At 62.7% G+C, this 24,421-nt stretch carries 17 protein-coding genes and 4 pseudogenes; 9 read left to right on the top strand and 12 right to left on the bottom strand.

Features of this window, described 5'->3' with window-relative positions:
• Positions 1–26 precede the first annotated feature (26 nt).
• The 3 genes and pseudogenes from LDP01_RS03605 (at position 27) to LDP01_RS03595 (ending at position 2,730) form a co-directional block, all read left to right on the top strand.
• A complete protein-coding gene (locus LDP01_RS03605; protein WP_224090244.1) occupies positions 27–992 on the top strand; it encodes an ABC transporter ATP-binding protein in 966 nt (321 codons plus the stop codon).
• Positions 989–1,754 (top strand): annotated as a pseudogene (locus LDP01_RS03600) (ABC transporter permease). The gene LDP01_RS03605 and the pseudogene LDP01_RS03600 overlap by 4 nt, the downstream one beginning before the upstream one ends.
• 31 nt (positions 1,755–1,785) lie before the next feature.
• Positions 1,786–2,730 carry a COX15/CtaA family protein gene (locus LDP01_RS03595; RefSeq protein WP_224090243.1) on the top strand — a complete coding sequence of 315 codons (945 nt, stop codon included), beginning with the start codon at positions 1,786–1,788 and terminating at the stop codon, positions 2,728–2,730.
• 79 nt (positions 2,731–2,809) lie between these two features.
• On the opposite strand, the gene LDP01_RS03590 is transcribed toward LDP01_RS03595, so the two are convergent.
• Positions 2,810–4,023, bottom strand: a protein-coding gene (locus LDP01_RS03590; RefSeq protein ID WP_527249054.1) for an IS3 family transposase whose coding sequence is annotated in 2 segments (ribosomal slippage) — positions 2,810–3,762 and positions 3,762–4,023 — 1,215 coding nt in all. Because the reading frame shifts where the segments join, the coding sequence is not laid out codon by codon here.
• A 716-nt stretch (positions 4,024–4,739) separates the two neighbouring features.
• On the bottom strand, positions 4,740–5,702 hold the full coding sequence (locus LDP01_RS03580; RefSeq protein WP_224090238.1) for a heme o synthase: 963 nt from the start codon (positions 5,700–5,702) through the stop codon (positions 4,740–4,742).
• Positions 5,703–6,132: 430 nt separating this feature from the next.
• On the opposite strand from LDP01_RS03580, the gene tkt reads away from it, so the two are divergent.
• From tkt to pgl, 6 genes and pseudogenes are all read left to right on the top strand, one after another.
• Positions 6,133–8,259, top strand: a complete 2,127-nt coding sequence (gene tkt, locus LDP01_RS03575; protein WP_224090237.1) for a transketolase — start codon at positions 6,133–6,135, stop codon at positions 8,257–8,259.
• Between the two features lie 22 nt (positions 8,260–8,281).
• Positions 8,282–9,400, top strand: coding sequence for a transaldolase (gene tal / locus LDP01_RS03570; protein ID WP_224090235.1), 1,119 nt, complete (start codon positions 8,282–8,284; stop codon positions 9,398–9,400).
• 6 nt (positions 9,401–9,406) lie between these two features.
• Positions 9,407–11,039 (top strand): annotated as a pseudogene (locus LDP01_RS03565) (phosphoglucose isomerase-related protein).
• A gap of 15 nt (positions 11,040–11,054) precedes the next feature.
• A complete protein-coding gene (zwf, locus tag LDP01_RS03560) occupies positions 11,055–12,611 on the top strand; it encodes a glucose-6-phosphate dehydrogenase (protein ID WP_224090233.1) in 1,557 nt (518 codons plus the stop codon).
• Positions 12,608–13,549, top strand: a complete 942-nt coding sequence (locus LDP01_RS03555; RefSeq protein ID WP_224090231.1) for a glucose-6-phosphate dehydrogenase assembly protein OpcA — start codon at positions 12,608–12,610, stop codon at positions 13,547–13,549. Before zwf ends, LDP01_RS03555 begins: the two co-directional genes overlap by 4 nt.
• Positions 13,539–14,357 (top strand): 6-phosphogluconolactonase, encoded by an 819-nt coding sequence (gene pgl, locus LDP01_RS03550; protein ID WP_224090229.1) that lies wholly within the window; start codon positions 13,539–13,541, stop codon positions 14,355–14,357. Before LDP01_RS03555 ends, pgl begins: the two co-directional genes overlap by 11 nt.
• Here pgl and LDP01_RS03545 read toward each other — a convergent pair.
• The 10 genes and pseudogenes from LDP01_RS03545 to uvrC form a co-directional block, all read right to left on the bottom strand.
• On the bottom strand, positions 14,310–14,705 hold the full coding sequence (locus tag LDP01_RS03545; protein ID WP_224090228.1) for an RNA polymerase-binding protein RbpA: 396 nt from the start codon (positions 14,703–14,705) through the stop codon (positions 14,310–14,312). The genes pgl and LDP01_RS03545 overlap by 48 nt on opposite strands.
• 165 nt (positions 14,706–14,870) lie before the next feature.
• Positions 14,871–15,128 (bottom strand): preprotein translocase subunit SecG, encoded by a 258-nt coding sequence (gene secG, locus LDP01_RS03540; RefSeq protein WP_216925786.1) that lies wholly within the window; start codon positions 15,126–15,128, stop codon positions 14,871–14,873.
• A 36-nt stretch (positions 15,129–15,164) separates the two neighbouring features.
• Positions 15,165–15,981 (bottom strand): annotated as a pseudogene (gene tpiA / locus LDP01_RS03535) (triose-phosphate isomerase).
• 75 nt (positions 15,982–16,056) lie between these two features.
• Positions 16,057–17,283 carry a phosphoglycerate kinase gene (locus LDP01_RS03530; RefSeq protein ID WP_224090227.1) on the bottom strand — a complete coding sequence of 409 codons (1,227 nt, stop codon included), beginning with the start codon at positions 17,281–17,283 and terminating at the stop codon, positions 16,057–16,059.
• 9 nt (positions 17,284–17,292) lie between these two features.
• Complete coding sequence (gene gap, locus LDP01_RS03525) at positions 17,293–18,303, bottom strand: type I glyceraldehyde-3-phosphate dehydrogenase (protein ID WP_224090226.1); 1,011 nt, start codon at positions 18,301–18,303, stop codon at positions 17,293–17,295.
• 270 nt (positions 18,304–18,573) lie between these two features.
• A complete protein-coding gene (locus LDP01_RS03520; protein ID WP_216925790.1) occupies positions 18,574–19,197 on the bottom strand; it encodes a superoxide dismutase in 624 nt (207 codons plus the stop codon).
• A 175-nt stretch (positions 19,198–19,372) separates the two neighbouring features.
• Positions 19,373–20,353, bottom strand: coding sequence for a DNA-binding protein WhiA (gene whiA, locus LDP01_RS03515; protein ID WP_018777554.1), 981 nt, complete (start codon positions 20,351–20,353; stop codon positions 19,373–19,375).
• Between the two features lie 13 nt (positions 20,354–20,366).
• Positions 20,367–21,383, bottom strand: a complete 1,017-nt coding sequence (locus LDP01_RS03510) for a gluconeogenesis factor YvcK family protein (RefSeq protein ID WP_224090225.1) — start codon at positions 21,381–21,383, stop codon at positions 20,367–20,369.
• Positions 21,383–22,307 (bottom strand): annotated as a pseudogene (rapZ, locus tag LDP01_RS03505) (RNase adapter RapZ). Before rapZ ends, LDP01_RS03510 begins: the two are co-directional and overlap by 1 nt.
• Before the next feature lie 87 nt (positions 22,308–22,394).
• Entirely contained in the window at positions 22,395–24,416 is a 2,022-nt protein-coding gene (gene uvrC, locus LDP01_RS03500; RefSeq protein WP_224090224.1) for an excinuclease ABC subunit UvrC, read from the bottom strand.
• Between the last annotated feature and the right edge of the window lie 5 nt (positions 24,417–24,421).

The following is a 24,421-nucleotide window of genomic DNA, read 5'->3' as shown; positions in this document are numbered from 1 at the left end:
CGTACTACTTCACGTAGAATACTCTGGTGCGATCCACCGATTCCCCTGTCCTCACTATAGACGGACTCATTAAGGATGTAGGGCCCCTGGCCTCCCTTGACGGCAAAATGCTCCGGGTTGTCAGTGGGCTGTCCATGGTGGCTGAGCGGGGCCGGATTACCGCGCTCCTTGGAGCCAACGGCGCCGGCAAGACCACCACCCTTGAATGTGCCCAGGGTTTGCAGAGACGGACCGCTGGAACCATTTCACTTCTGGGGGAAGACCCGGATACTGCCGGCGCTGACTTGAGGTCCCGGGTAGGTGTCATGCTCCAGGATGGCGGCCTCCCGCCGTCGGCCCGTCCCATCCCTCTGTTGCGTCATGTTGCCGGTATGTACCGCAACCCCATGGACGTCGATGCCCTCGTGGACCGCCTGGGCATTGCCCAGTTCAGCCGCACCAGCGTGCGGCGCCTCTCAGGTGGCCAGAAGCAGCGGGTGGCCTTGGCTGCGGCATTGATTGGCAACCCCGAGGTCCTCTTCCTCGATGAACCCAGCGCTGGATTGGATCCGCATTCGCGGCAAGTGGTTTTCGACCTCATTGCGGAACTGCGCGACGCCGGCATGGGCATCATCCTCACGACGCACCTGATGGATGACGCCGAACGCCTGGCTGACTACGTTTACATCATCGACGGCGGACACAACGTCGCGGAGGGAACGGTCGCCGACCTCCTGCGGCACGATCATTCCACCGACACCGCAATCACTGACCGGACCCTCTTCTTCGATGCGCCGCCGGGGCTCGAGTTCAAAGACGTCCTGGGAGCAGGCCTGCAAGTCCTTGAAACCCGGGCCGGCAGCTACTCGATTACCGGCGCCCTGGGGCCCGACGACCTTGCCGCCCTGACCGCCTGGTGGGCCGCACGGAACATTATGCCCGCGTCACTAAGACTCGAGGCGCGGAGCCTCGAGGACGTTTTCCTGGACATTTCCGGAAGGGACCTCCGATGAGCAAGTTACTGTCCCCCAACGCCGGACCCGCTTCCCTGCCACGCCGTATTCTGCAGCAAGGCCGGTACGAGACCATCACGATGCTGCGGAACGGTGAGCAACTGATTCTTGCCGTTGTCCTGCCACTTCTTGCGTTGGCCGGGCTGACTGTCACTCCCCTGCTGGATGGGCTCGGAGGCTCTCGTGTCGACGTAGCCACGCCGGGCATTCTCGCCCTATGTGCCATGTCCACCGCCTTCACTGGCCAGGGCATTGCCACGGGATTTGACCGGCGCTACGGCGTTCTTCGCTTTCTCTCGACCACCCCGCTGGGGCGGGGTGGCCTGATCGCCGGCAAGATACTCGCCGTGCTGGTCGTCCTCTTCCTTCAAGTACTGGTAGTCGGGGTAGTCGCTGGACTCCTGGGCTGGCAGCCGCGGCCGGAGGCATGGCTTCCGGGCCCTTGGCATCCTTGTCCTTGGTGCGGCTGCGTTCACTGCGCTGGGACTCCTCGTCGCTGGAACGGTGCGACCGGAAGCCACTCTGGCCATCACCAATCTTCTATGGATCCTCCTCGGAGCGCTGGGCGGGATCGTTGTCCCGGCAGAACGGCTTCCCGCCGTGGCCCAGGGCATCGTGCACTTCCTGCCCTCCGGCGCCCTGGGCCAGGCATTGCGGGACGCGTTCCTGCTGGGCATTGTGCCCTTCCCCGCCGTCCTGGTCCTCCTGGTGTGGACATTGCTGGCCGGCGCCGCAGCCATTCGCTGGTTCAAGTGGAACTGACAACAAAGCAGAACTGAGAGTTGAGCAAACTGTGAGCACGGCATCGCGCCTCCCTAAATCCGTCCAGCGATTCACCACCAAGCTGCCGACGCAGGTAAACCGCACTATCCGCCGGCTATCGGTACTTTCCCTGATCGGACAGACGGTACTCGTGGTGACCGGTGGTGCAGTTCGCCTTACGGCTTCGGGCCTCGGTTGCCCCACGTGGCCTCGATGCACCAACGAATCGCTCGTCAACACGCCTGAAATGGGCATTCACGGTTTTATCGAATTCGGCAACCGTATGCTCACGTTCGCGCTGGCGGCGGTTGCAGCACTCATGCTGGTCTACTTGTGGAATCTCCGCAAGGAACGTCGGGACCTCTTCATGCTCGCTCTTGGCCTCCTGGCGAGCATCCCTGCCCAGGCCATCATCGGCGGAATCACCGTCCTGTCCAACCTCAACCCCTGGGTCGTGGGCCTGCACTTCCTCGTATCCATGGCCTTGGTTGTCTTCGCGACCCTGCTCGTGAACCGCGCCTTCGGCCGCACCGGCCGATTCATGAAGCAGGTACTGCCTGCCCTGCCTGTGGTTGCCCGCCCCGTTATGCTGGCTGTCGCCGTCTTCTCTGCAATAGCGGTCATGCTTGGCGTGGTTGTCACAGGCGCCGGTCCGCATGCAGGCGATGCGGATGCGCCACGCAATGATCTGGACTGGGACCTTTTCTCACACATTCACGCTGTGCCCGCTTACCTGATTACGGCCGGGACACTATTGGCTGTGTACCTTGTGGTGCGGCATAGGATCGGCGGCCCGTTCCGAACCGCTTCTTTCCTGCTGCTCGCCGTGACGTTGCTCCAAGCCGTCATCGGGTTCACCCAGTACTACAACGGAATTCCCGCCCTTCTCGTGGGCGCACACATGCTGGGGGCAGCCCTGCTGATGAGTGCATCGACCAACGCAGCTGATATCGCCAAGTACAGCCCCTCCAAGTAGCACCCCAAACACGCTCGCTCACATCCTGCGCCCCTGGGTGCGCTCGTCAAGTTTTTGAGACAGTTCTCGTTGTTGTTGGTTAGGCGGCCAGGGGTCCCTGAACGGTGGTTTGGTAAGCGGTGTGGGCTGTTACGGGTGGTGCGCCGCCGGCCCTGCGGTTGGGTCGGCGGCGGTTGTACCAGCCCTCGATGTAGTCCATCACGGCGGTCCGGGCGGCGAGCCTGGAACCGAAGCGGTGGTGGTGGTAGAACTCGGTTTTGAGGTGGGAGAAGAAGTTCTCGGCGACCGCGTTGTCCCAGCACACCCCTACCTTGCCCATGGACTGAGTGACCGCGTTGGTGCCGCACCATTGCTGGAATTCCTCAGAGGTGTACTGGGCGCCGCGGTCGGAGTGGAAGACCACAGAATCCTCGGCGAAGCGGCCGTGGTTCCGGGCCATCTGCAGGGCCGCGGTGCACAGGCTCGCACGCATGTGTCCGGCCATGGACCAGCCAATGACCATGCCGGAGAACAGATCGATGACGGTGGCCAGGTAGAGCCAGCCTTCGCCGGTGCGCAGGTAGGTGATATTGCCGACCAGACGGGTCCCGGGCACGGTGGAGGTGAAGTCGCGTTTGCCGTCGGTGTCGAGCATGTGGTTCTCGATGTGGGCGGTCTTGGCCTGCGGGTCCTGGACCGTGGTCTGTTTCCAGGCCCGAGTTCGGATGGCACGCAGACCGGTCTCGCGCATGATGGCTCCGACGGTTGGGGCGGAGACCTTGGTCCCGGCCGCGTTCAGCAACAAGGCCAACTGGTCCCGTCCGGCACGGCCTTCCTCCTTCGTATAGAGGTCGGTGACCGCGGTGACCAGATCCTCATGCCGCACGGCACGTGGTGAGGGCCCGGCGGGGTTGCGCCACCGATAGAACGAGGCCCGTGAGACCTTCAATGCCCGGCACAGCCACACCACTGAATGGTTGGCCTTCTCCGCTTCGATGAACTCGTAGAAATCCTCTACTTTTGCTTCGCGGCAAAGAAGGCGCTGACTTTTCCCAGGAACTCGACCTCGGCCTTCAACCTGGCGTTCTCGGCCAAGGCCTTTTGGTGTTCTTCCCAGGCAACCGGGCCCCTGTCCTCGGACGGGACAGGGGCATTTGGTTGACGTTCCCGATGTCGGTGAAGCCAGTTCCCCAGCGTGCTTTCCTTCACCCCGATCTCCTCGGCGACCTGCTTCACCGAACGGTTCGTGGACAGCACCAGCCGCACTGCTTCCTCACGGAAAGCGGCATCATATTTTCTTCTGGGCGTGGTCATCTGAAACGAATCTCCCATCAAGCTGTCTCAGAAAACCATACGGCCGCAGGGCCGGGTGCTCTATCAGATCGTGCGGCCCTGGGCCGGGTGCTCTCGCAGATCGTGTGGCCCTGGGGCGGGTGCTCGCTCACATCCTGCGGCCATGGGGCCGGATGCTCTATCAGATCGTGGGGTGTGGGTCGGGTGCTGTCGCAGATCGTGTGGGTGTGGGGCCGGATGTTATCGCAGATCGTGTGGGTGTGGGGCCGGATGCTCTATCAGATCGTGTAGTGGCTGTTCGCTATCTACAGCACCGCCACGTCCGAGCGCAGACGACGTGCATGCATAAGTGCCTTATGAAAACATCCGCTTTGGACCGGTGGGATGTGAGAGAAGACCCGCTTTGAACCGGCAGGACGTGCGAGAGGATCCGGCCGAAAACGGGCAGGATGTGCGAGAGCATCCGGCGAAAACGGGCAGGATGTGAGAGAAGATCCGCTTTGGACCGGCAGGATGTGAGAGAAGATCCGCTTTGGACCGGCAGGATGTGAGAGAAGATCCGCTTTGGACCGGCCGGATGTGAGAGAAGATCCGCTTTGGACCGGCCGGATGTGAGAGAGCGTCCGCCGAAAACGGGCAGGATGTGAGAGAACATCGCTGGGGAAACGAGAAGGCACGACGCCGGAACCCGGGTGGGTTCCGGCGTCGTGCCTTCTTTGTTGAAGCGGTCGCGGTGGTTAGCCGCCGATGATTGGTGATCCGATGAACGGGTCCACGGCCAGCGCGATGAAGAGCAGCGTCAGGTAGCTGATGGAGCCGTGGAAGACCTTCATGGCGCCCTTGTTGGAGACGTCGCCGCCCTGTGCGCGCTTGTAGAGGGCGTGGCTTTCGTACAGGAACCAGGCGCCAGCAGCGACAGCGGCAACTGTATAGACCCAGCCGGCGCCGCCAACGGGAATCATGAGCAGGGAGCAGGCAACCATGGCCCAGGCGTAGAGGACCACCTGCACGGAAACAACCTTGGCGCCGGCGATCGCGCCGAGCATGGGCACCTTGGCGTTGCGGTAATCCTCGCCGTAGCGCATGGACAGCGGCCAGTAGTGCGGCGGCGTCCAGAGGAAAATGACCATGAACAGCACAATGGCAGGCCATTCAACGGTGTTGGTGACCGCGGCCCAGGCGATAAGTACCGGGAAGCAGCCGGCAGCCCCGCCCCAAACGATGTTCTGTGCGGTGCGGCGCTTGAGGATCATGGTGTAGATGACCACGTAGAAGACGATGGCACCCAACCCAAGCCATGCGGACAAGGGATTCGCACCGAACCACAGAATTGCGATCGACGCGGCGCCGAGAATCCAGGCGAATACCAAAGCCTCCCGCGGGGAGACTTCGCCGGTTACGAGCGGGCGCTTCTCGGTGCGGTGCATCAGTTTGTCGATGTCGCGGTCGATGTAGCAGTTGAACACGCCGGCGCTGCCCGCCGCGAAGGCGCCGCCAACGAGAGTGGCCAGAATCAGCCCGATGGACGGGAAGCCGCGCTGGGCGAAGATCATGGTGGGGAGCGTGCTGACCAGGAGCAGCTCGATGACACGCGGCTTGGTGAGAGCCAGATACGCCTTTAACTTACGGGAGATTCCGATGCTTCCCCGGGCCGGGGACGCGTTGAGGGGCGTATCAGTTGTGCTCACGGCGGCAGTCACTCTGTTCTATGCTCTGGGGTTCTCGCAGCGGTCGCAGTCCGGGTTTCCGAGGTGGAACCGCAGGCGCATGAACCGCTGGTGGCCTCCAGATATCATACCGTGGCTGGAAGTGCGTCCATGTCCGCAAAATACGCCAATGTTTCGGAAAGTTCACTCTGCGGGGGCGCCATCGTGATTCATATAAGGGAAATTCTGTCCAGTTAGTGGGATTCCCTGAGTCTCAGGACACGTTTGGGGCTAAGCTGTTGAGCAGATCAGCACACGTTGACAATCCGGGAAACCGTATTCTCGGAGGAGCCGTGCGTCTGGATGAAGGATCAACGTTTCAATGGTGAACGGCTGGTAGACACATTGCAGCGGGCGCCATCCTGTGCTTCCTGCGTGCCGTGTCCTTACACCTGCCGTCAGCACAGAGAGGGGCTCGGTTTTCGTGCCACATTTGGAAGAGCAAGAACTGTCATGGACCGATCTGGACAAGAAGGCTGTTGACACCGTTCGCGTGTTGGCCGCTGACGCCGTGGAGAAGGTCGGAAATGGCCACCCTGGCACGGCTATGAGCTTGGCTCCGGCAGCATACTTGCTGTTCCAGAAGCTGATGCGCCATGACCCGAAGAACCCTGACTGGATTGGGCGTGACCGGTTCGTCCTGTCCCCCGGCCACACGTCACTGACGCTTTACATCCAGCTGTTCCTCTCCGGATACGGCCTGGAGCTGAAGGACCTCGAGGCACTGCGTACCTGGGGTTCGCTGACTCCGGGACACCCCGAGTACAAGCACACCGCGGGTGTGGAAATCACTACTGGCCCGTTGGGCCAGGGCCTGGCTTCGGCTGTTGGCTTCGCTTACTCCCAGCGCCGCCAGCGTGGCCTGTTCGACGCCGATGCTCCCGCTGGCGAGTCGCCGTTCGACCACACGATCTGGGTTATCGCTTCCGACGGCGACCTGCAGGAGGGCGTGACCTCAGAGGCGTCCTCGCTTGCCGGCCACCAGGAACTGGGCAACCTCGTAGTGATCTACGACGAGAACCACATTTCCATTGAAGACGACACCGACATCGCGTTCACTGAAGATGTCCTGAAGCGCTACGAAGCTTACGGCTGGCACACCCAGCGTGTGGACTGGACCAGGACCGGGGAGTACGTCGAGGACGTCCAGGAACTCTACTCGGCACTGTTGGCAGCGAAGGCTGAGACGAACAAACCGTCCATCATTTCGCTGCGGACCATCATTGGCTACCCGGCCCCGAAGAAGCAGAACACCGGCAAGATCCACGGCTCTGCCTTGGGCGCCGAGGAAGTCGCAGCACTGAAGACCGTGCTCGGTTTCGACCCCGCGAAGTCCTTCGATGTTGACGAAGAAGTCCTGGCCCACGCCCGCAAGGTCCTGGACCGCGGCGCCGAGTCCCGCGCCGCATGGCAGTCCTCGTTCGAGGCATGGCAGTCCGCCAACCCGGACGCCGCTGCCCTGCTTGAGCGCGTCGAAGCCAAGAAGCTTCCCGTCGGCATCGACGCTGCACTGCCGGTCTTCGAAGCCGGCAAGGACGTCTCCACCCGTGCGGCATCGGGCAAGGTCCTGAACGCCATCGGACCTGTCCTGCCGGAGTTGTGGGGTGGCTCGGCCGACCTCGCGGAGTCCAACAACACCACGATCGAAGGCTCGCCGTCGTTCATTCCGGCCTCGCGCTCCACCGAAGCCTGGAAGGGCAACCCCTACGGGCGGGTGCTGCACTTCGGTATCCGTGAGCACGCGGCTGCCTCGATCGTGAACGGTATCTCCCTGCATGGACGTACCCGCGCGTTCTCCGGCACGTTCCTGATCTTCTCGGATTACCAGCGCCCGGCCATCCGCCTCGGCGCTCTGATGGGTGTGCCGTCCCTGTACGTGTGGACGCACGACTCCATCGGCCTGGGCGAAGACGGTCCCACCCACCAGCCCGTGGAGCAGCTCGCTTCCCTGCGCGCAATCCCCGGCCTGGACGTAGTCCGGCCTGGTGATGCGAACGAGGTCTCCGCAGCATGGAAGGCCATGCTGGAGAACCACGAGAACCCCGCAGGTATTGTCCTGACCCGCCAGAACATCCCCACCTACGCCCGCGGCGAAGGCACTGCAGAAGGTGACACCTTCGGTTCCACCGCTGGTGTGGCAAAGGGCGGTTACGTCCTGGCTGAGGCTTCCAAGAACGGCGAAACCGTTGACGCCCAGGTCATCCTGATCGGCACCGGCTCCGAAGTCCAGCTCGCCGTTGCAGCCCGCGAAGCACTCCAGGCTGAAGGCATCGCCACCCGCGTTGTCTCCATGCCGTGCGTGGAATGGTTCAACAAGCAGGACGAGGCTTACCGCGAGTCCGTGCTCCCGGCCGATGTGAAGGCACGCGTTTCCGTTGAAGCCGGCCTCGCACTGGGCTGGAAGGAATTCGTCGGTGACGCCGGCCGTTCGGTCTCCCTTGAGCACTTCGGCGCCTCGGCAGACTACAAGCGGTTGTTCCAGGAATTCGGCATCACTGCCGAAGCCGTTGCCGCCGCCGCAAAAGACTCCCTCGCAGGCCTGAGCGCCTGATACCTCTATCAAGGAGAAAACAATGACCAGCACTGCCACGCAGCAACTCTCCGACGCCGGCGTTTCAATCTGGCTCGATGACCTTTCCCGCAACCGCCTCGAAACGGGTACGTTGCAGAAGCTCATCGACGAAAAGAACGTCGTCGGTGTAACCACCAACCCGTCCATCTTCCACGCCGCCATCACCACGGGCACGGACTATGACGCCACGATCGCCGCGCAGGCCGCGGCCGGTGCAAGCGTCGAAGAAACCATCTTCGAGATCACCACTACGGACGTCGCAGACGCCTGCGATCTGTTCGCACCGATCGCTGCCGCCACCAACGGCGTGGACGGTCGCGTATCCATCGAAGTGGATCCCCGCCTGGCCTGGGACACCCAAGCCACCATTGCCGAAGCCAAGCACCTGTACGGCAAGGTCAACAAGGCCAACGTCCACATCAAGATCCCGGCAACCCTGGAAGGCCTGGAGGCCATCACGGCTACCCTGGCCGAGGGCATCAGCGTCAACGTGACACTGATCTTCTCCCTGGAGCGCTACCGCGCCGTCATCAACGCCTTCCAGACGGGCCTGGAGCAGGCCAAGGACAACGGCCACGACCTCTCCAAGATCCACTCCGTGGCATCCTTCTTCGTTTCCCGCGTGGACACCGAGATCGACAAGCGCCTGGACGCCATTGGCACCGATGAAGCCAAGGCCCTCAAGGGCAAGGCAGGCGTCGCCAACGCACGCCTCGCCTACGAGGTCTACGAAGAGCTGTTCTCCACCGAACGCTGGGCCTTGCTCGCAGAAGCCGGCGCGCTCCCCCAGCGTCCGCTCTGGGCTTCGACGGGCGTCAAGGATCCGGCCTACCCGGACACCCTCTACGTCACCGAACTCGTCGCCGCCGGCGTGGTCAACACCATGCCGGAAAAGACACTCGATGCAACGTTCGACCACGGCGTAGTCACCGGAGACACCATCACCGGCACTTACGCAGAAGCGAACCAGACCCTCGACGCACTCGAAGCACTCGGCGTCTCCTACAACGACGTCGTAGCCGTCCTTGAGACCGAAGGCCTCGAGAAGTTCGTGGCCAGCTGGAAGGAACTCCTGGCCGACGTTGAAGGCGCCCTCGCCACCGCACGGAAGGCTTCCTAACCAACCATGAGCACAATCAGCTACGACGCCAGCGGTGCCGCGCAGCAGGCCATCGCCCAGAACATCTCCAGCCTGGTAGACGACAAGGTCGCCACACGGATTTTCGCCAAAGACCATACGCTGTGGGGTCCTGAAGCGGAGTCCGAGTCGGCAATCCGCCTGGGCTGGGTTGAGGCTGCCGCCGTATCGCAACCTTTGGTGGAGAGCATTCTCGAACTTCGCGATGCTCTCCGCGCCGAGGGCGTCTCCCGTATTGTCCTCTGTGGCATGGGCGGCTCCTCCTTGGCTCCCGAGGTCATTGCCGGCACCGCCGGTGTCGAGCTGACTGTGCTGGACAGCACGGATCCTGAGCAGGTCAACGCTGCTTTGACGGACCGGTTGGTGGAGACCGCGATTGTGGTTTCCTCCAAGTCAGGTTCAACCGTTGAGACTGACTCCCAGCGCAGGGTGTTCGAGAAGGCGTTCAACGACGCCGGTATCGATGCGAAGAGCCGGATCATCATCGTCACGGATCCGGGTTCTCCGCTGGACAAGGCTTCCCGCGAAGCCGGCTACCGTGCAGTCTTCAACGCCGATCCCAACGTCGGCGGGCCGGTTCTCTGCGCTCACGGCATTCGGGCTTGTCCCATGTGGCCTGGCTGGCGTGGATATCCAGGCTTTCCTGGACGAAGCTGAGGAGGCTGCCGAGATCCTCAATGAGGATTCGGAGGACAACATTGGTCTTGCTTTGGGCATTGCCCTGGGTGGTACCAATCCTCTGCGCAACAAGATCGTCATTGCCGAGGATGGTTCCGGCATTGTCGGCTTCGCCGACTGGGCCGAGCAGCTCATCGCTGAATCCACGGGCAAGCTGGGCACGGGTGTGTTGCCTGTTGTTGCAGGACCTGATTCCCCCGAGGCCCTCAACGGGGCCGAGGATGTCCTGGTGGTCCGGCTGGTCAGTGCGGACGCCGACGTCGAACTTCGTGAAAACGAAGTAGCCATCGCTGGTGGTCTCGCTTCCCAGATGTTCCTCTGGGAATTCGCCACCGCCGTAGCTGGACGCCTCCTGGGCATTAACCCGTTTGACCAGCCCGACGTCGAGGCTGCCAAGGTGGCCGCGCGCGGCCTTCTGGATGCCCGCCCTGAGCCCACGCCCGCGGCTTTCACTGACGGCGTCGTAGAGGTTCGCGGCGGAGATTGGCTCGGTAGTGCGTCCACGACACCTGAAGCCGTGCAGGCCCTTCTGGCCCAGCTCGGCACGGATGGCTACCTCAGTGTCCAGGCTTACCTGGACCGCATCTCCCACGCACCCCTTGAGGGCATCCGTGACGAACTTGCCGCAGTCTCCGGCCGTCCGGTGACGTTCGGATGGGGCCCGCGGTTCCTGCATTCCACGGGACAATTCCACAAGGGCGGTCCGGCTATTGGTGTGTTCCTCCAGATCACCGCAGCGTCGTCCCTGGATCTGGAAATCCCGGACCGCCCCTTCACATTCGGGGAGCTCATTGCTGCACAGGCCTCCGGGGATGCCCAGGTCCTGGAAGGCCATGGCCGTCCTGTGTTGCGCTTGCACCTCACCGAGCGTGCTGCCGGCGTAGCCCAACTCCAGGAAGTCGTCGCTGCTCTGGCCGGCCAGGCCAGCGCACTCGAAAGCTAAGGCACAAAACCAAACATGCCAGAAACTGAAAACGGCAGGAAGAACGCCGGCCTGCGGAATCCCTTGCGGGATCCGCGGGACCGGCGCCTGAACCGCATCGCCGGGCCGTCGTCGTTGGTGTTCTTCGGAGTCACCGGGGACCTCGCCCGTAAGAAACTCATGCCAGCGGTCTATGACCTCGCGAACCGCGGCCTGCTTCCGCCCAGCTTTGCCTTGGTTGGATTCGGACGCCGTGAGTGGGATAACGCCGACTTCGCCGCAGAGGTGAAGGAGAACGTCAAGGCCCATGCACGGACCAAGTTTGACGAAGCTGTCTGGGAACAGTTGGCTTCGGGCATCCGCTTCGTTCAGGGCGAATTCGACGACGACGACGCCTTTGAGCGCCTCGGTGACGTGTTGGAGGAACTGGATGAAACCCGCGGCACGCGTGGCAACCACGGCTTCTACCTCTCCATCCCGCCCAAGGCGTTCGAGCAGGTCTGTCGCCAGCTGTCCAAGCATGGCCTGGCCCAAGCGAAGCCCGGGCAATGGCGGCGTGTAGTTATCGAAAAGCCGTTCGGCCACGACCTCGAGTCTGCCCGTCAGCTGAACGACATCGTGGAGTCTGTGTTCCCGCAGGATGCGGTGTTCCGGATCGACCATTACCTCGGCAAGGAGACGGTCCAGAACATCCTGGCGCTGCGCTTCGCGAACCAGCTGTTCGAGCCCCTCTGGAACGCCAACTACGTTGACCACGTCCAGATCACCATGGCCGAGGACATCGGCACGGGTGGCCGCGCAGGCTATTACGACGGCGTGGGTGCTGCCCGCGACGTCATCCAGAACCACTTGCTGCAACTGCTGGCGCTTACGGCAATGGAGGAGCCCATTTCCTTCAACGCCGATGACCTGCGGGCCGAGAAGGAAAAGGTCCTGGCCGCCGTCAAGCTGCCGGATGACCTCTCCACCCACTCCGCCCGCGGACAGTTCACCGGCGGCTGGCAGGGTGGCGAGGAAGTCCTTGGCTACCTGGACGAGGACGGCATTCCTGCTGATTCCAAAACCGAAACGTACGCCGCGATCCGTGTGGATATCAACACCCGCCGCTGGGCCGGGGTGCCGTTCTATCTGCGTGCCGGGAAGCGCCTGGGCCGCCGCGTGACCGAAATTGCGGTTGTCTTCAAGCGTGCGCCCAACCTGCTGTTCCGCGATCACAACGATGACGACTTCGGCCAGAACGCCGTGGTGATCCGTGTCCAGCCTGATGAGGGCGCCACGATCCGTTTCGGTTCCAAAGTCCCGGGCACGCAAATGGAGGTCCGCGACGTCACGATGGACTTCGGCTACGGCCACTCGTTTACCGAGTCCAGCCCCGAAGCCTACGAACGGCTCATCCTGGACGTACTCCTGGGCGAACCGCCGCTGTTCCCGCGCCATCAGGAAGTTGAGCTGTCCTGGAAGATCCTGGACCCGTTCGAAGAGTACTGGGCGGGCCTGGACGAACAACCGCAACCCTATGCACCGGGCAGCTGGGGGCCGGCTTCAGCCGATGAGCTCCTGGCCCGCGACGGACGAACCTGGAGAAGGCCATGATCGTAGATCTTCCCGACACAACCACCTCCAAGATCTCCAAAAAGATCATGTCCCTGCGGGAACAGGGCGGCGTGATCGCCCTGGGCCGGGTCCTGACCCTGGTGGTCGTCACGAAGTCCGGACAGGAAGAAGACGCCATCGAGGCAGCCAACGAGGCCAGCCGCGAACACCCCTGCCGCATCATCGTGCTTGCCGATGCCGGGGCAGAAGCACCGGACCGCCTCGACGCGCAGATCCGCGTTGGCGGCGACGCCGGTGCTTCCGAAGTCATCGTTCTCCGGGGATTCGGCCACATGGCCCACGAAAGCGAGTCCCTGGTATCAGGCCTCCTGCTTCCGGACGCACCGATTGTGGCGTGGTGGCCCCACGGCGCACCGGAAAGTGCCTGCGAGACGTCCATCGGTCGTATTGCACACCGTCGCATCACGGACTCCGCGAATGAGCCCGACCCCGCCCAAGCACTGGAGAACATTCGTCGGACCTACAAGGCAGGCGACACCGATCTCGCATGGACCCGCCTGACGAACTGGCGCATGCAGCTTGCTGCCGTGTTCGACCAAGTGGACGGCGATCCTGTCTCGGCCGTTGCGGTGGAAGGTGCTTCGGACTCTCCGAGTACCCTGCTACTGGCAGCCTGGTTGAGCCTTGCCCTGCAGGCGCCTGTAACGATCGTTGCCGATCCGGCCGGTACGGGAATCCGCCGCGTCCGCATGACGCGTGCCAGCGGTGACGTCCAACTTTTCCGCCCGGGATTGTCCGTGGCAGAGCTAACGCAGCCGGGTCAGCCCGCGCAGCGCATCACCCTCCCCCGACGCAGCCTGAAGGATTGCCTTGCCGAAGAACTCCGCCGGCTGGACCCCGACGAAGTCTTCGGAGAAGTGATTACGATGGGACTGCCATTAACCAGTCAGAGGAGAGTCCAGACCAGTGCACGCTGAGCCCAGAGTAAGCATCCACCCCGATTCCAAGGTGCTCATGGCGGCCATTGCGGCCCGCCTTATCACCAAGCTTGTGGATGTCCAGGACAAGCACGGTGAGGCCACGGTGGTCCTGACAGGAGGAACTGTCGGGATCGGCACCCTGAAAGCGGTGGCGGACTCGGCCGCGGCACCAGCTGTCGACTGGTCAAAGGTGAACTTCTGGTGGGGTGATGAGCGCTTTGTCGCAGCAGACAGCGATGACCGCAACACCCGCCAGGCACACCAGGCCCTGCTCGCTCACCTGCCGGTTGACCCTGCCCGGGTCCACGAGCCCGGTTCCTCGGACGAGTTCGTTTCAGCTGACGACGCTGCGGCTGACTATGCCGACAGGCTGAAGGCAGCAGCTGAGGCAGAGCACGCAGCTGACATGTCCGATACCCGCCCGGAGGAGCCCGGCGTCCTTCCGCGTTTCGACGTACTCCTGCTCGGTGTAGGTCCGGACGCCCATGTCGCGTCCCTCTTCCCGGAACAGGCTGCCATCAGGGAGAAGAACCGGACAGTGGTGGGCGTTGAAAACTCACCCAAGCCGCCGCCGTCGCGCATTTCCCTGACCTTGCCCGCCATCAACACGGCGCAGGAAATCTGGATGGTGGTAGCGGGTGAAGACAAGGCCGGTGCTGTGGGCCTTGCCTTGGCAGGTGCCAATCCTGTTCAGGTCCCCGCAGCGGGCCCCGTGGGGCGCTCCAGGACCCTGTGGCTCATTGACGAGAACGCTGCGTCACGTGTCCCCCAGCAGTTGGTCCGGAAGGACCCCGCGGGCGCGTAACCGCTCCAACGCTCCAGCCAGGACGATTTCGGCGTCCTGGCTGGAGCGTCGTTCTTTAACGTAATCCAGGTGGGACTTGAAGAGGTCGTCGTCCGGCCGGGCTTCCGTAACCTGGCCCGGGTCTCTGGATGCCACAAGGCCGCATTTGGGGCAGTCCCAGGTCTTGGGTATTTGTTCGTCCGGCAGCTTAAGAAAAACAAGCCGCGTCTCGTGTCCCTTGGCGCACCAATATGGGACACGAATACGCGGCAGTTGTTCTCCATCGCCGTGGTCGCTTTGATGTCGAGGGGCAGATCCCAGTGCTACACCAACACGGGTGCCCCGGTAACCAGGCGTGCCATGAACCATTTTCGAACCCCTAGCGACTCGGTGGTTGGCCGTCACGGCCCGTAGGCCTTACGGCCAACAGGGCCAGTCTAATGCGAGGGGTACGACGGCGGCACTGGTGTTTGGTGCCGAATGATCCGGAAGTGCCGGGAAGGCTCCCTTGCAGGAGCCTTCCCACACGAACTTTTAAGAATCGCCACCCGAAGTGAAGCGCATGATCAGGCCAAGGCCGATGATGACGACTCCCCAGGTAACGCCAAGAATGATGGTGAAGCGGTTCAGGTTCCGCTCAGCGACACCGGAGGAGCTCAATCCGGAGCTCATTCCCCCACCGAACATGTCGGACAAACCGCCTCCACGTCCCTTGTGGAGAAGAATGAGCAGCGTCAGCAGAAGGCTGGTTACGCCCAGCAGGATCTGCAGAATGACATGAAGAACGTCCACGACGGCCTTTCGAAGAAGCGGAAATCGGGAGCCGGACTAGTCCGTGACGAGGTGGCTCTCGAACCTGACAATGTTAGCAAACTCAGCTGGGTCCAAACTGGCGCCACCCACAAGCAGGCCGTCAACATCGTTTTCCGCCATGATGGCGGCAGCGTTGTTTGCCTTGACGGAGCCTCCGTACAGAAGGCGCGTCTTCTCAGCTACGCCCTCGTCGAAGAGCTTGGCAAGTTCGGCGCGGATAGCTGCACACATTTCCTGTGCGTCGTCCGGACCTGCGACTTCACCTGTTCCGATAGCCCACACAGGTTCATAGGCGACCACAAGCTCAGCGGGCCTGTTCCGGAGTGAGGCCTTCGACGCCGGCGCGCAGCTGCGCCAGCGTGTGCTCCACGTGCGTTCCTGCCTGACGGATTTCGAGGCCTTCACCGACACAAAGGACCGGTGTGACACCGTGGCGGAACGCGGCTTTGACCTTTGCGTTCAGGACGTCGTCGGACTCGTTGTGGATGGTCCGGCGTTCACTGTGCCCTACCAGTACGTAGGTGCAGCCCAGCTTGCTGAGGAACTGTCCGGAGATGTCACCGGTATAGGCTCCGGAGTCGAACTGGGACAGATCCTGTCCGCCGTAAACAACGTCAAGTTCGTCGCCCTGTACGAGCGTCTGCACGCCGCGGAGATCAGTGAACGGAGGGAAGACGGCAACCTCTACACGGTTGTAGTCATGCTTGGCGTCAGAGAGGTTCCAGGCGAGCTTCTGTAGCAAGGTGATGCCCTGGACATGGTCCATGTTCATCTTCCAGTTGCCTGCGATGAAGGGCTTTCGGACAAAGTTGCCGTTGGCAGAGGTAGTCACATGAACTCCAAGAATGCGTTGATAAATGGAAACAGCCGGCAGGACGCGAGGGCGTCCTGCCGGCCGGATTGCTGTTTAGCGGTCCAGGACGCTGAGGCCCGGAAGTTCCTTGCCTTCAAGGTATTCCAGGCTTGCCCCGCCACCGGTAGAGATGTGGCCAAACTGGGAATCCTCGAAGCCGAGGGTCCTTACTGCTGCGGCGGAGTCGCCGCCACCGACCACTGTGAAGGCCACAGTGTCAGTGAGTGCCTGCGCGATAGCCCGCGTGCCGCTGGAGAATGCTTCAAATTCGAAGACGCCCATGGGGCCGTTCCAGAAGACGGTCTTGGCTCCTTCAATCTGCGCTGCAAATGCAGACGCGGATTCGGGCCCAATGTCCAGCCCGATGCCGGAGGCACCAAAGGAGCTTTCCTCAATGGCATCCGCCCGGACGACTTCGTGCTCGGCATCCGCCGCGAATCGGCTTGCAACCACAACGTCCGTGGGAATCACGAACGAAGTACCGGCATCAGCCGCGCGCTTGAGGTAGTCCTGGACCACCGGAATCTGGTCTTCTTCCAGGAGGCTGCCGGCAACCTTGTGGCCTTCGGCGGCCAGGAAGGTGAACAGCATGCCGCCACCAACCAGGATGGTATCTGCCTTGCCAAGAAGGTTGTCGATGACTGCCAGCTTGTCCGAGACCTTGGAACCGCCCAGGACAACGACGTAAGGCCTCTGGGTGTCCGCGGTGAGCTTCCGGAGAACTTCCACCTCGGTGTGCACGAGGTCGCCGAGGTAAGACGGCAGCCGCGTTGCGACGTCGTAAACGCTGGCGTGCTTGCGGTGGACTGCGCCGAAGGCGTCATCCACGAACGCGCCGTTGTCGCCCGTCAGGGCAACCAGCTCGTCAGCGAATGCGCCGCGCTCGCCGTCGTCCTTGCTGGTCTCGCGGGCGTCAAAGCGGACGTTCTCCAGGATGAGTACTTCGCCGTCCTGCAGTGCAGCTGCAGACTCCTTGGCGGAGTCCCCAACTGTGTCGGCAGCCAATCGGACGTTGAAGTCCGCAAGTTCCGCGAGGCGGGCTGCTGCGGGCTTCAAAGAGTACTTTTCCTCGGGGGCCCCTTTGGGGCGGCCGAGGTGGGCGGTTACGAGCACACGGGCACCGGCGTCCGAGAGCTTCTTAAGGACCGGGAGGGAGGCCTTGATGCGGCCGTCGTCGGTCACTGTAGAGCCGTCGAGCGGCACATTAAGGTCACTTCTGACCAGAATGTACCGCCCGCGGACACCTTCAGCGATGAGTTCGTTGAGGGTGTGAGATGTCATGTGTCTACCCTAGCCCAGCTTGGATGCGACGAGCTCCGTGAGGTCGACGAGGCGGTTGGAGTAGCCCCACTCGTTGTCATACCAGGAAACAACCTTGACCTGGTTGCCGATGACCTTGGTCAGGCCGGAGTCGAAGATCGAGGAAGCGGGGTCGCCGACGATGTCCGAGGAGACGATAGGGGCATCCGTGTAGCTCAGGATCCCGGCGAACTGATCGGACTCAGCAGCGGCCTTGACCGCGGCATTAACTTCCTGGACCGTAACTTCGCGGGAAACAGTGACCGTGAGGTCCGTGGCGGAACCGGTGGGGACCGGGACGCGGATCGCATAGCCATCCAGCTTGCCCTTGAGCTCCGGCAGGACCAGGCCGATGGCCTTTGCGGCACCGGTGGAGGTAGGAACCATGTTGATGGCGGCAGCGCGCGCACGGCGGAGGTCTCCGTGGGGGCCGTCCTGCAGGTTCTGGTCGGCCGTGTAGGCGTGGACCGTGGTCATCAGGCCACGCTCGATGCCGAAGGCGTCGTTGACTACCTTGGCCAGCGGCCCAAGGCAGTTGGTGGTGCAGGATGCGTTGGAAATGATGTGGTGTGCCGCAGGATCGTAGAGCTCGTGGTTCACGCCCATGACGATGGTGATGTCTTCATCGCTGGCAGGTGCCGAGATGAGCACCTTCTTGGCGCCGGCGTCGATGTGCTTCTGCGCAGCTGCAGCCTTGGTGAAGAACCCGGTGGATTCGATGACGATGTCAACACCGAGCTCGCCCCAGGGAAGGTTCGCGGGATCGCGTTCAGCAAGAACCGTGATGGACTCGCCATTAACAACGAGGTTGCCCTCTTTGACTTCCACGGACTGGGTCAGACGGCCACCGACGGAGTCGTACTTCAGGAGGTGGGCGAGGGTCTCGGGGCTGGTGAGGTCGTTGACTGCGACGATCTCAAGGTCTGCGCCCTGGGCCAGTGCTGCGCGGAAGTAGTTACGGCCGATGCGGCCGAAGCCGTTGATACCAATACGGGTGGTCACTATGTGTCAATCTCCTTGGTGCTCTTGCAAGCACGCCTAGTGAGTCGGATCAATATTTCCAACTAACAGACCCCGCACGTCATTGGGCAGAGGTGATTATCAGATCGGAGGGCGACCAGCCACGTTGCTGAAGGCTAACCGCCTTCCGTGACCCATCTTACGTTTAACTAAGCCTGCCCCCGCAACTGCGGGGGCAGGCTTTCCAGTATTTGGTCCCATTTCACCGTTAATGTGACTTTTGTTACATCAGCGTGAACCGGGCCTCACCAGCTACAGAACGATGAGGCCCGTAGCGTTGGCGCGGGCTGCTTCGAAGCGCTTGGCGACGTCTGCCCAGTTCGCGATGTTCCAGAATGCCTTGACGTAGTCAGCCTTGACGTTGACGTAGTCCAGGTAGAACGCGTGCTCCCACATGTCCAGCATGAGCAACGGGGTGGTGCCAACGGCGACGTTGCCCTGCTGATCGTAGAGCTGCTCGATGACGAGGTTGCCACCGATGGGCTCGTAGGCCAGGAAGGCCCAGCCGGAACCCTGCAGGCCCAGTGCGGCAGCGGTGAACTGGGCACGGAAAGCGTCAAACGAACCGAAAGCGTCCTCGATGGCTGCTGCGAGTTCGCCTTCAGGCTTGTCGCCGCCATCCGGGGAGATGTTGTTCCAGAACACGGAGTGGTTGATGTGTCCGCCGGTGTGGAACGCGAGGTCCTTGGAGAGGCGGTTGATGTTGGCGAAGTCGCCCGATTCGCGGGCTTCAGCGAGCTGCTTGAGGGCGTTGTTGGCACCTGCAACGTAGGCGGCGTGGTGCTTGCTGTGGTGCAGCTCCATGATCTTCGCCGAAATGTGCGGCTCAAGAGCTGCGTAGTCGTAGCCGAGCTCGGGCAGAACGTACTCTGTCACGAAATCCTCCAATGTAATGGACCGAAGTCCGGTTTGGTAACTCTCGTTGTGTTCATCCGGCCGGCAGGCCAGCCGGAAATCTCTGGGGAAGAAGCCTGCTCCTGCCACCAACGGGAACAACCCGCCGCGCCCTCGCAGTATTTCCTCCACACGATCTCGATTCTATGGGCGGGAACTATTCGTCCATCATTTCCGGAGTCACATTTGCTTCCGTACCCGGAATTCCGAGATCAAGCGCGCGTTTGTCAGCCATCGCGAGCAAGCGACGGATCCGGCCTGCAATGGCGTCCTTGGTCATGGGCGGATCGGCAAGGCGGCCCAGTTCGTCCAGGCTGGCCTGCTTGTGGGCGACCCGGAGTTCGCCTGCGTACTTCAGGTGGTCCGGAACATCATCGCCCAGGATTTCAAGTGCCCGGTCAACCCTGGCGCCGGCCGCTACGGCGGCCTGCGCCGAGCGGCGCAGGTTGGCGTCATCAAAGTTGGCCAGCCTGTTGGCAGTAGCCCGGACTTCCTTGCGCATGCGCCGCTCCTCCCAGACCATCAGGGCGTCATGAGCGCCCATCCGGGTGAGGAGCGCGGCAATAGTGTCACCGTCGCGGATGACCACGCGGTCTACGCCGCGGACTTCTCGGGCCTTGGCCTGTATGCCCAGACGGCGGGCGGCACCCACCAGTGCCAGCGCGGACTCCGGTCCGGGGCAGGTTACTTCCAGGGACGACGAACGACCCGGTTCGGTGAGGGAGCCATGGGCAAGGAAAGCTCCGCGCCAGACGGCTTCCGCATCGGCCGCGGACCCATTGACAACTACGGAAGGCAGGCCGCGCACCGGGCGGCCGCGACCGTCCAGCAGACCTGTCTGGCGGGCAAGGGCTTCGCCGTCGCGGACAACCCTGACCACGTAGCGGCTCCCCCGGCGCAGGCCGCCACCTGAAACCACGATGATCTCGCTCTGGTGCCCGTACACCTCTGCAATCGCGGCACGCAGCCGCCGAGCGGTGGAAGCCAGGTCCACCTCAGCCTCGATAACGATTCGTCCCGAGATAATATGCAAGCCCCCTGCAAAGCGGAGCATCGCCGAAACCTCAGCTTTACGGACTGAAGATTTCTTTATGTCCAGCCGGGACAGTTCGTCCTTGACCGACGCGGTAAGTGCCATCGCGTGTGTATTCCTAACTGTTCCCGAAAATATCGTGGTACGCCGCTGCCAGGAGCAGTGGATCATGGACAGGGCGGCGCCTCGAAGCCCCTACTCTACCCAACACCACCTCCGCACCGATCATCCCCGCTGCTTTCTCAAAGGCCTTCAGGTCCTGGATCGCGGAGGGATCGGCGAGTACGACGTCGACGCTGAACTCCGGCGCATAGCGTCGCAGGACATCCAGGTGGTCGGCCGCCGTCATGCCGGACGTTTCCTTGGTTTCGACGTCAAGATTCATGGTGAGGCAGCGCTTGGCAGCGGTATCCCCCAAGGCCTGCCGAAGCTCGGGGAGCAGCAAATGAGGCAATACCGAGGTGTACCAGGACCCTGGTCCGAGGATGACCCAATCGGCGAGCTCGATCGCGGTGAGGGCCTCGGTGCAGGCCCGGGCGTCCTCGGGCAGCAGCCGCACTTCGTCCAGTTTTCCCGCAACGGCGCACTTTGCCTGGCCGCTGACGGTCTGCAGTTCATATCCACCGCCGGGCAGTTCCACCCGGGCTTGGCCCTCAATGGTCAGGGGAACACTGGACATGGGCAGCACCTGGCCCCGCGCGCCCAGCAGCGCCCCGGCCCATTTGAGGCCGGCCACGGTATCCCCCAGCAGCTCCCAGAGCGTGACAATGAGCAGGTTGCCCATGGCGTGGTGGTCCAACGAACCGCCCTTGGCGGTTCCGGCAGTGAAGCGGTGCTGCATGACGTCCCGCCATGTCCGCCCCCAGTCGGTGTCGTCGCAGAGCGCGCTCAGTGCCATGCGCAGGTCGCCGGGCGGGAGGACGCCGTACTCGTCCCTAAGACGCCCGGAGGAGCCGCCGTCGTCAGCTACCGTGACGATCGCCGTCAGTTCCGACGTCAACAAACGAAGTGCGGAGAGCGACGCGGCCAGTCCGTGTCCGCCGCCGAGGGCCACGACCGAAGGACTTTTGTTTTGCTGGCTGCCCGGAACGCCCTTTGGCGGGATGAGGGGCAACGGACCTGTGAGGACTCCCATTACTCACGCCCCAGGTCGCGGTGGGTGGTTGTCACGGTAACGCGCGGATATTGCGCGAGGCGTTTGGAGAGCTCGACGGCGACTGCCACCGAACGGTGCTTGCCACCGGTGCATCCCACGGCCAGGGTGGCGTAGTGCTTGTTCTCCTGGCGGTAACCGTCCAGGACCGGCTCAAGGGCCTTGACGTAACGGTCGACAAAATCCTGCACCCCATCGGCAGAGAGCACGTAGTCGCTGACGTCCTCATCCAGTCCTGTATGGGGACGTAGCTGCGGCACCCAGTGCGGGTTGGGAATGAAACGGGCGTCGGCTACGAAGTTGGCGTCAACAGGCAAGCCGTACTTGAACCCGAAACTCATGACATTCAGCCGTAGCGTCACAGGTCCGGTATCGCTGAACAATTCAGTGATGGCTGTTGCAAGGCCGTGCACGTTGAACTCACTGGTGTCCAGGACAACGTCGGCATGCTCCCTCAGTTCGCGCAGGACTTCACGCTCTATGCCGATTCCGTCAAGGATCCGTCCCCCGCCCTGCAGCGGATGCGGCCGCCGGCCTTGTTCGAACCGGCGGACCAGGACTTCGTCGCTGGCATCGAGGAACAACACCCGGAACGTGATGCCGGTGGCGCTCAAGGCCCCCCAGAGCTGTCTGGATGTCGGTAAAGAGGTCCTTGCTTCGGACATCCACCACTACGGCCAGCTTCGGGATGGATTTGGGCGCGTGCGAGACAATTTCCGCCAGGGTGCCAAGCATCTGGGGAGGAAGGTTGTCCACAACGTACCAACCGTGGTCCTCCAAGGCGTCCGAAGCGGTGCTGCGGCCCGCCCCCGACATGCCGGTAACCACCAGCAGTTCCGCCTCCGCCGGCTTGACGGGCGTTAGTCCGTCCTGCTCCGCGCCGGCTCCTGCCGTTGCCTCATCCATCAGTGGTCCCCGTTTCCTCGACAAGTGGTTGTTACGGCCTGACCGGTGGCATCGCAGTTGCGGCCACCGGTCAAGTTCTTACCCTAGCTAAGATTCGAGGATTTCGCCGGTGGTCATGTTCACGGCAGGAGCGGTTTCACCTGCGTCTTCGCTGGAGCCCAGATGCTGCACGACTGCAGCTGCCAACGCCGGACCGATGCCCTTGGCGGAGGTGAGTTCCTCCACACTGGCCGCCCTGATCTTCTTGAGGGACCCAAAATGTGCCACCAAGGCCTTGCGTTTGGCTTCTCCCAGGCCCGGAACGCCGTCCAGGGCAGACACTGTCATGGCCTTGCCGCGCTTTTGCCGGTGGTACGTGATGGCAAAGCGGTGGGCTTCATCGCGGATGCGCTGGAGCAGGTACAGGCCCTGCGACGTCCGGGGAAGGATCACCGGGAAGTCGCTGTCGGGGAGCCAGACCTCTTCAAGGCGCTTTGCCAGGCCAACCACGTAGACGTCGTCGATGCCCAACCCGGCCAATGCACGCGCTGCAGCGTTGACCTGCGGCTGCCCACCGTCCACCACCACCAGGTTGGGCGGGTACGCGAACTTGGCTTTGGGGGCCGGCATGGTGGGGTCCGACGGCGGCGTTTCAGTTCCAGGGGCAGCCGCGGCGGTGCCCGCACGGGTTGGGTTGATGATTTCACCGGAGACGGGAACCTGGGCGGCCTTGTCGGTGAGGTAGTGGCGGAAGCGGCGCGTCAAGACATCGTGCATGGCGGCGGTGTCATCGGTTGCCGCCGCTCCCGTGATGGAGAACTTACGGTAATCGGACTTCTTGGGCAGGCCGTCTTCCACCACCACCATGGACGCCACCACGTTGGTTCCTTGGACGTGCGAGATATCGAAGCATTCGATCCGAAGCAGCGGAACCGGAAGCTCAAGGGCCTCCTGTAGCTCCTGAAGGGCCAGCGAACGGACGGTGATGTCCCCGGCCCGGCGCGTCTTGTGCAGCTTCAGCGCCTGCTCGGCGTTCTCGCGGACCGTTGACATGAGCGCAGCCTTGTCACCTCGCTGGGGCACGCGGATATCCACTTTTGCTCCGCGGAGCCTGCCCAGCCATTCACTCAGCTCGGCATGGTTGCTCGGATTCTCCGGAACGAGTACTTCCCGGGGAATGCGGCCCTGGACCTCGCTGTCTTCCCCGTACACCTGTTGCAGCAGGTGCTCGATGAGTTCGGGCGTCGTGGCGTCTTCGACTTTCTCCACCACCCAGCCACGCTGTCCACGGACCCGGCCGCCGCGGACGTGGAACACCTGCACGGACGCCTCGAGCTCGTCTTCATGCAGCGCGAAGACGTCGGCGTCCGTATCCTCGGCGAGGACTACGGCGTTGCGTTCGAAGACCTTGCGCAAAGCGATGATGTCGTCCCTGAGCCGTGCGGCGCGCTCATAGTCGAGTTCTGCGACGGCGGCCGCCATATCCTTTTCCAGCCGGTTGATGAAGCGTTTGGCTTCCCCGCCCATGAAGGCGCAGAAGTCCTCCGCAAGTTCACGGTGCTCCTCCGGCGTCACGCGGCCAACACAGGGTGCTGCGCATTTGTCGATGTAGCCAAGAAGGCAAGGGCGCCCACTGGCTTGTGCGCGCTTGAAAACGCCCGCGCTGCAGCTGCGGACCGGGAACACGCGAAGGAGGGTGTCCATGGTTTCCCGGATAGCGCCCGCGGTATAGGGGCCAAAATACCTGGTGCCCTTCTTGCGTTCGCCACGCATGACCTGCACCCTGGGGTACTTCTCCCCCATGGTGACGGCCAGGTAGGGATACGTCTTGTCGTCCCGGAAGACCACGTTGAAACGCGGCTTGAATTCCTTGATCCAGGTGTACTCCAGCTGTAGCGACTCCAATTCGCTACCCACAACCGTCCACTCCACGCTGCTCGCGGCATGGACCATGGCATGCGTCTTGGGTGGAAGCCCGGACGGGTTTGCAAAGTAGGAATTCAGCCTGGAACGGAGGTTCTTGGCCTTCCCCACGTAGATAACCCGGCCGTGGGGGTCGCGGAAACGGTAGACGCCCGGGGTGGTGGGAATTTCACCCGTTTGGGGCCGGTAACTTGCTGGATTTGCCACGATTC

Source organism: Arthrobacter sp. StoSoilB13 (assembly GCF_019977255.1).
GTDB lineage: Bacteria > Actinomycetota > Actinomycetes > Actinomycetales > Micrococcaceae > Arthrobacter.
This window is presented reverse-complemented; position numbering and strand designations above follow the sequence as displayed.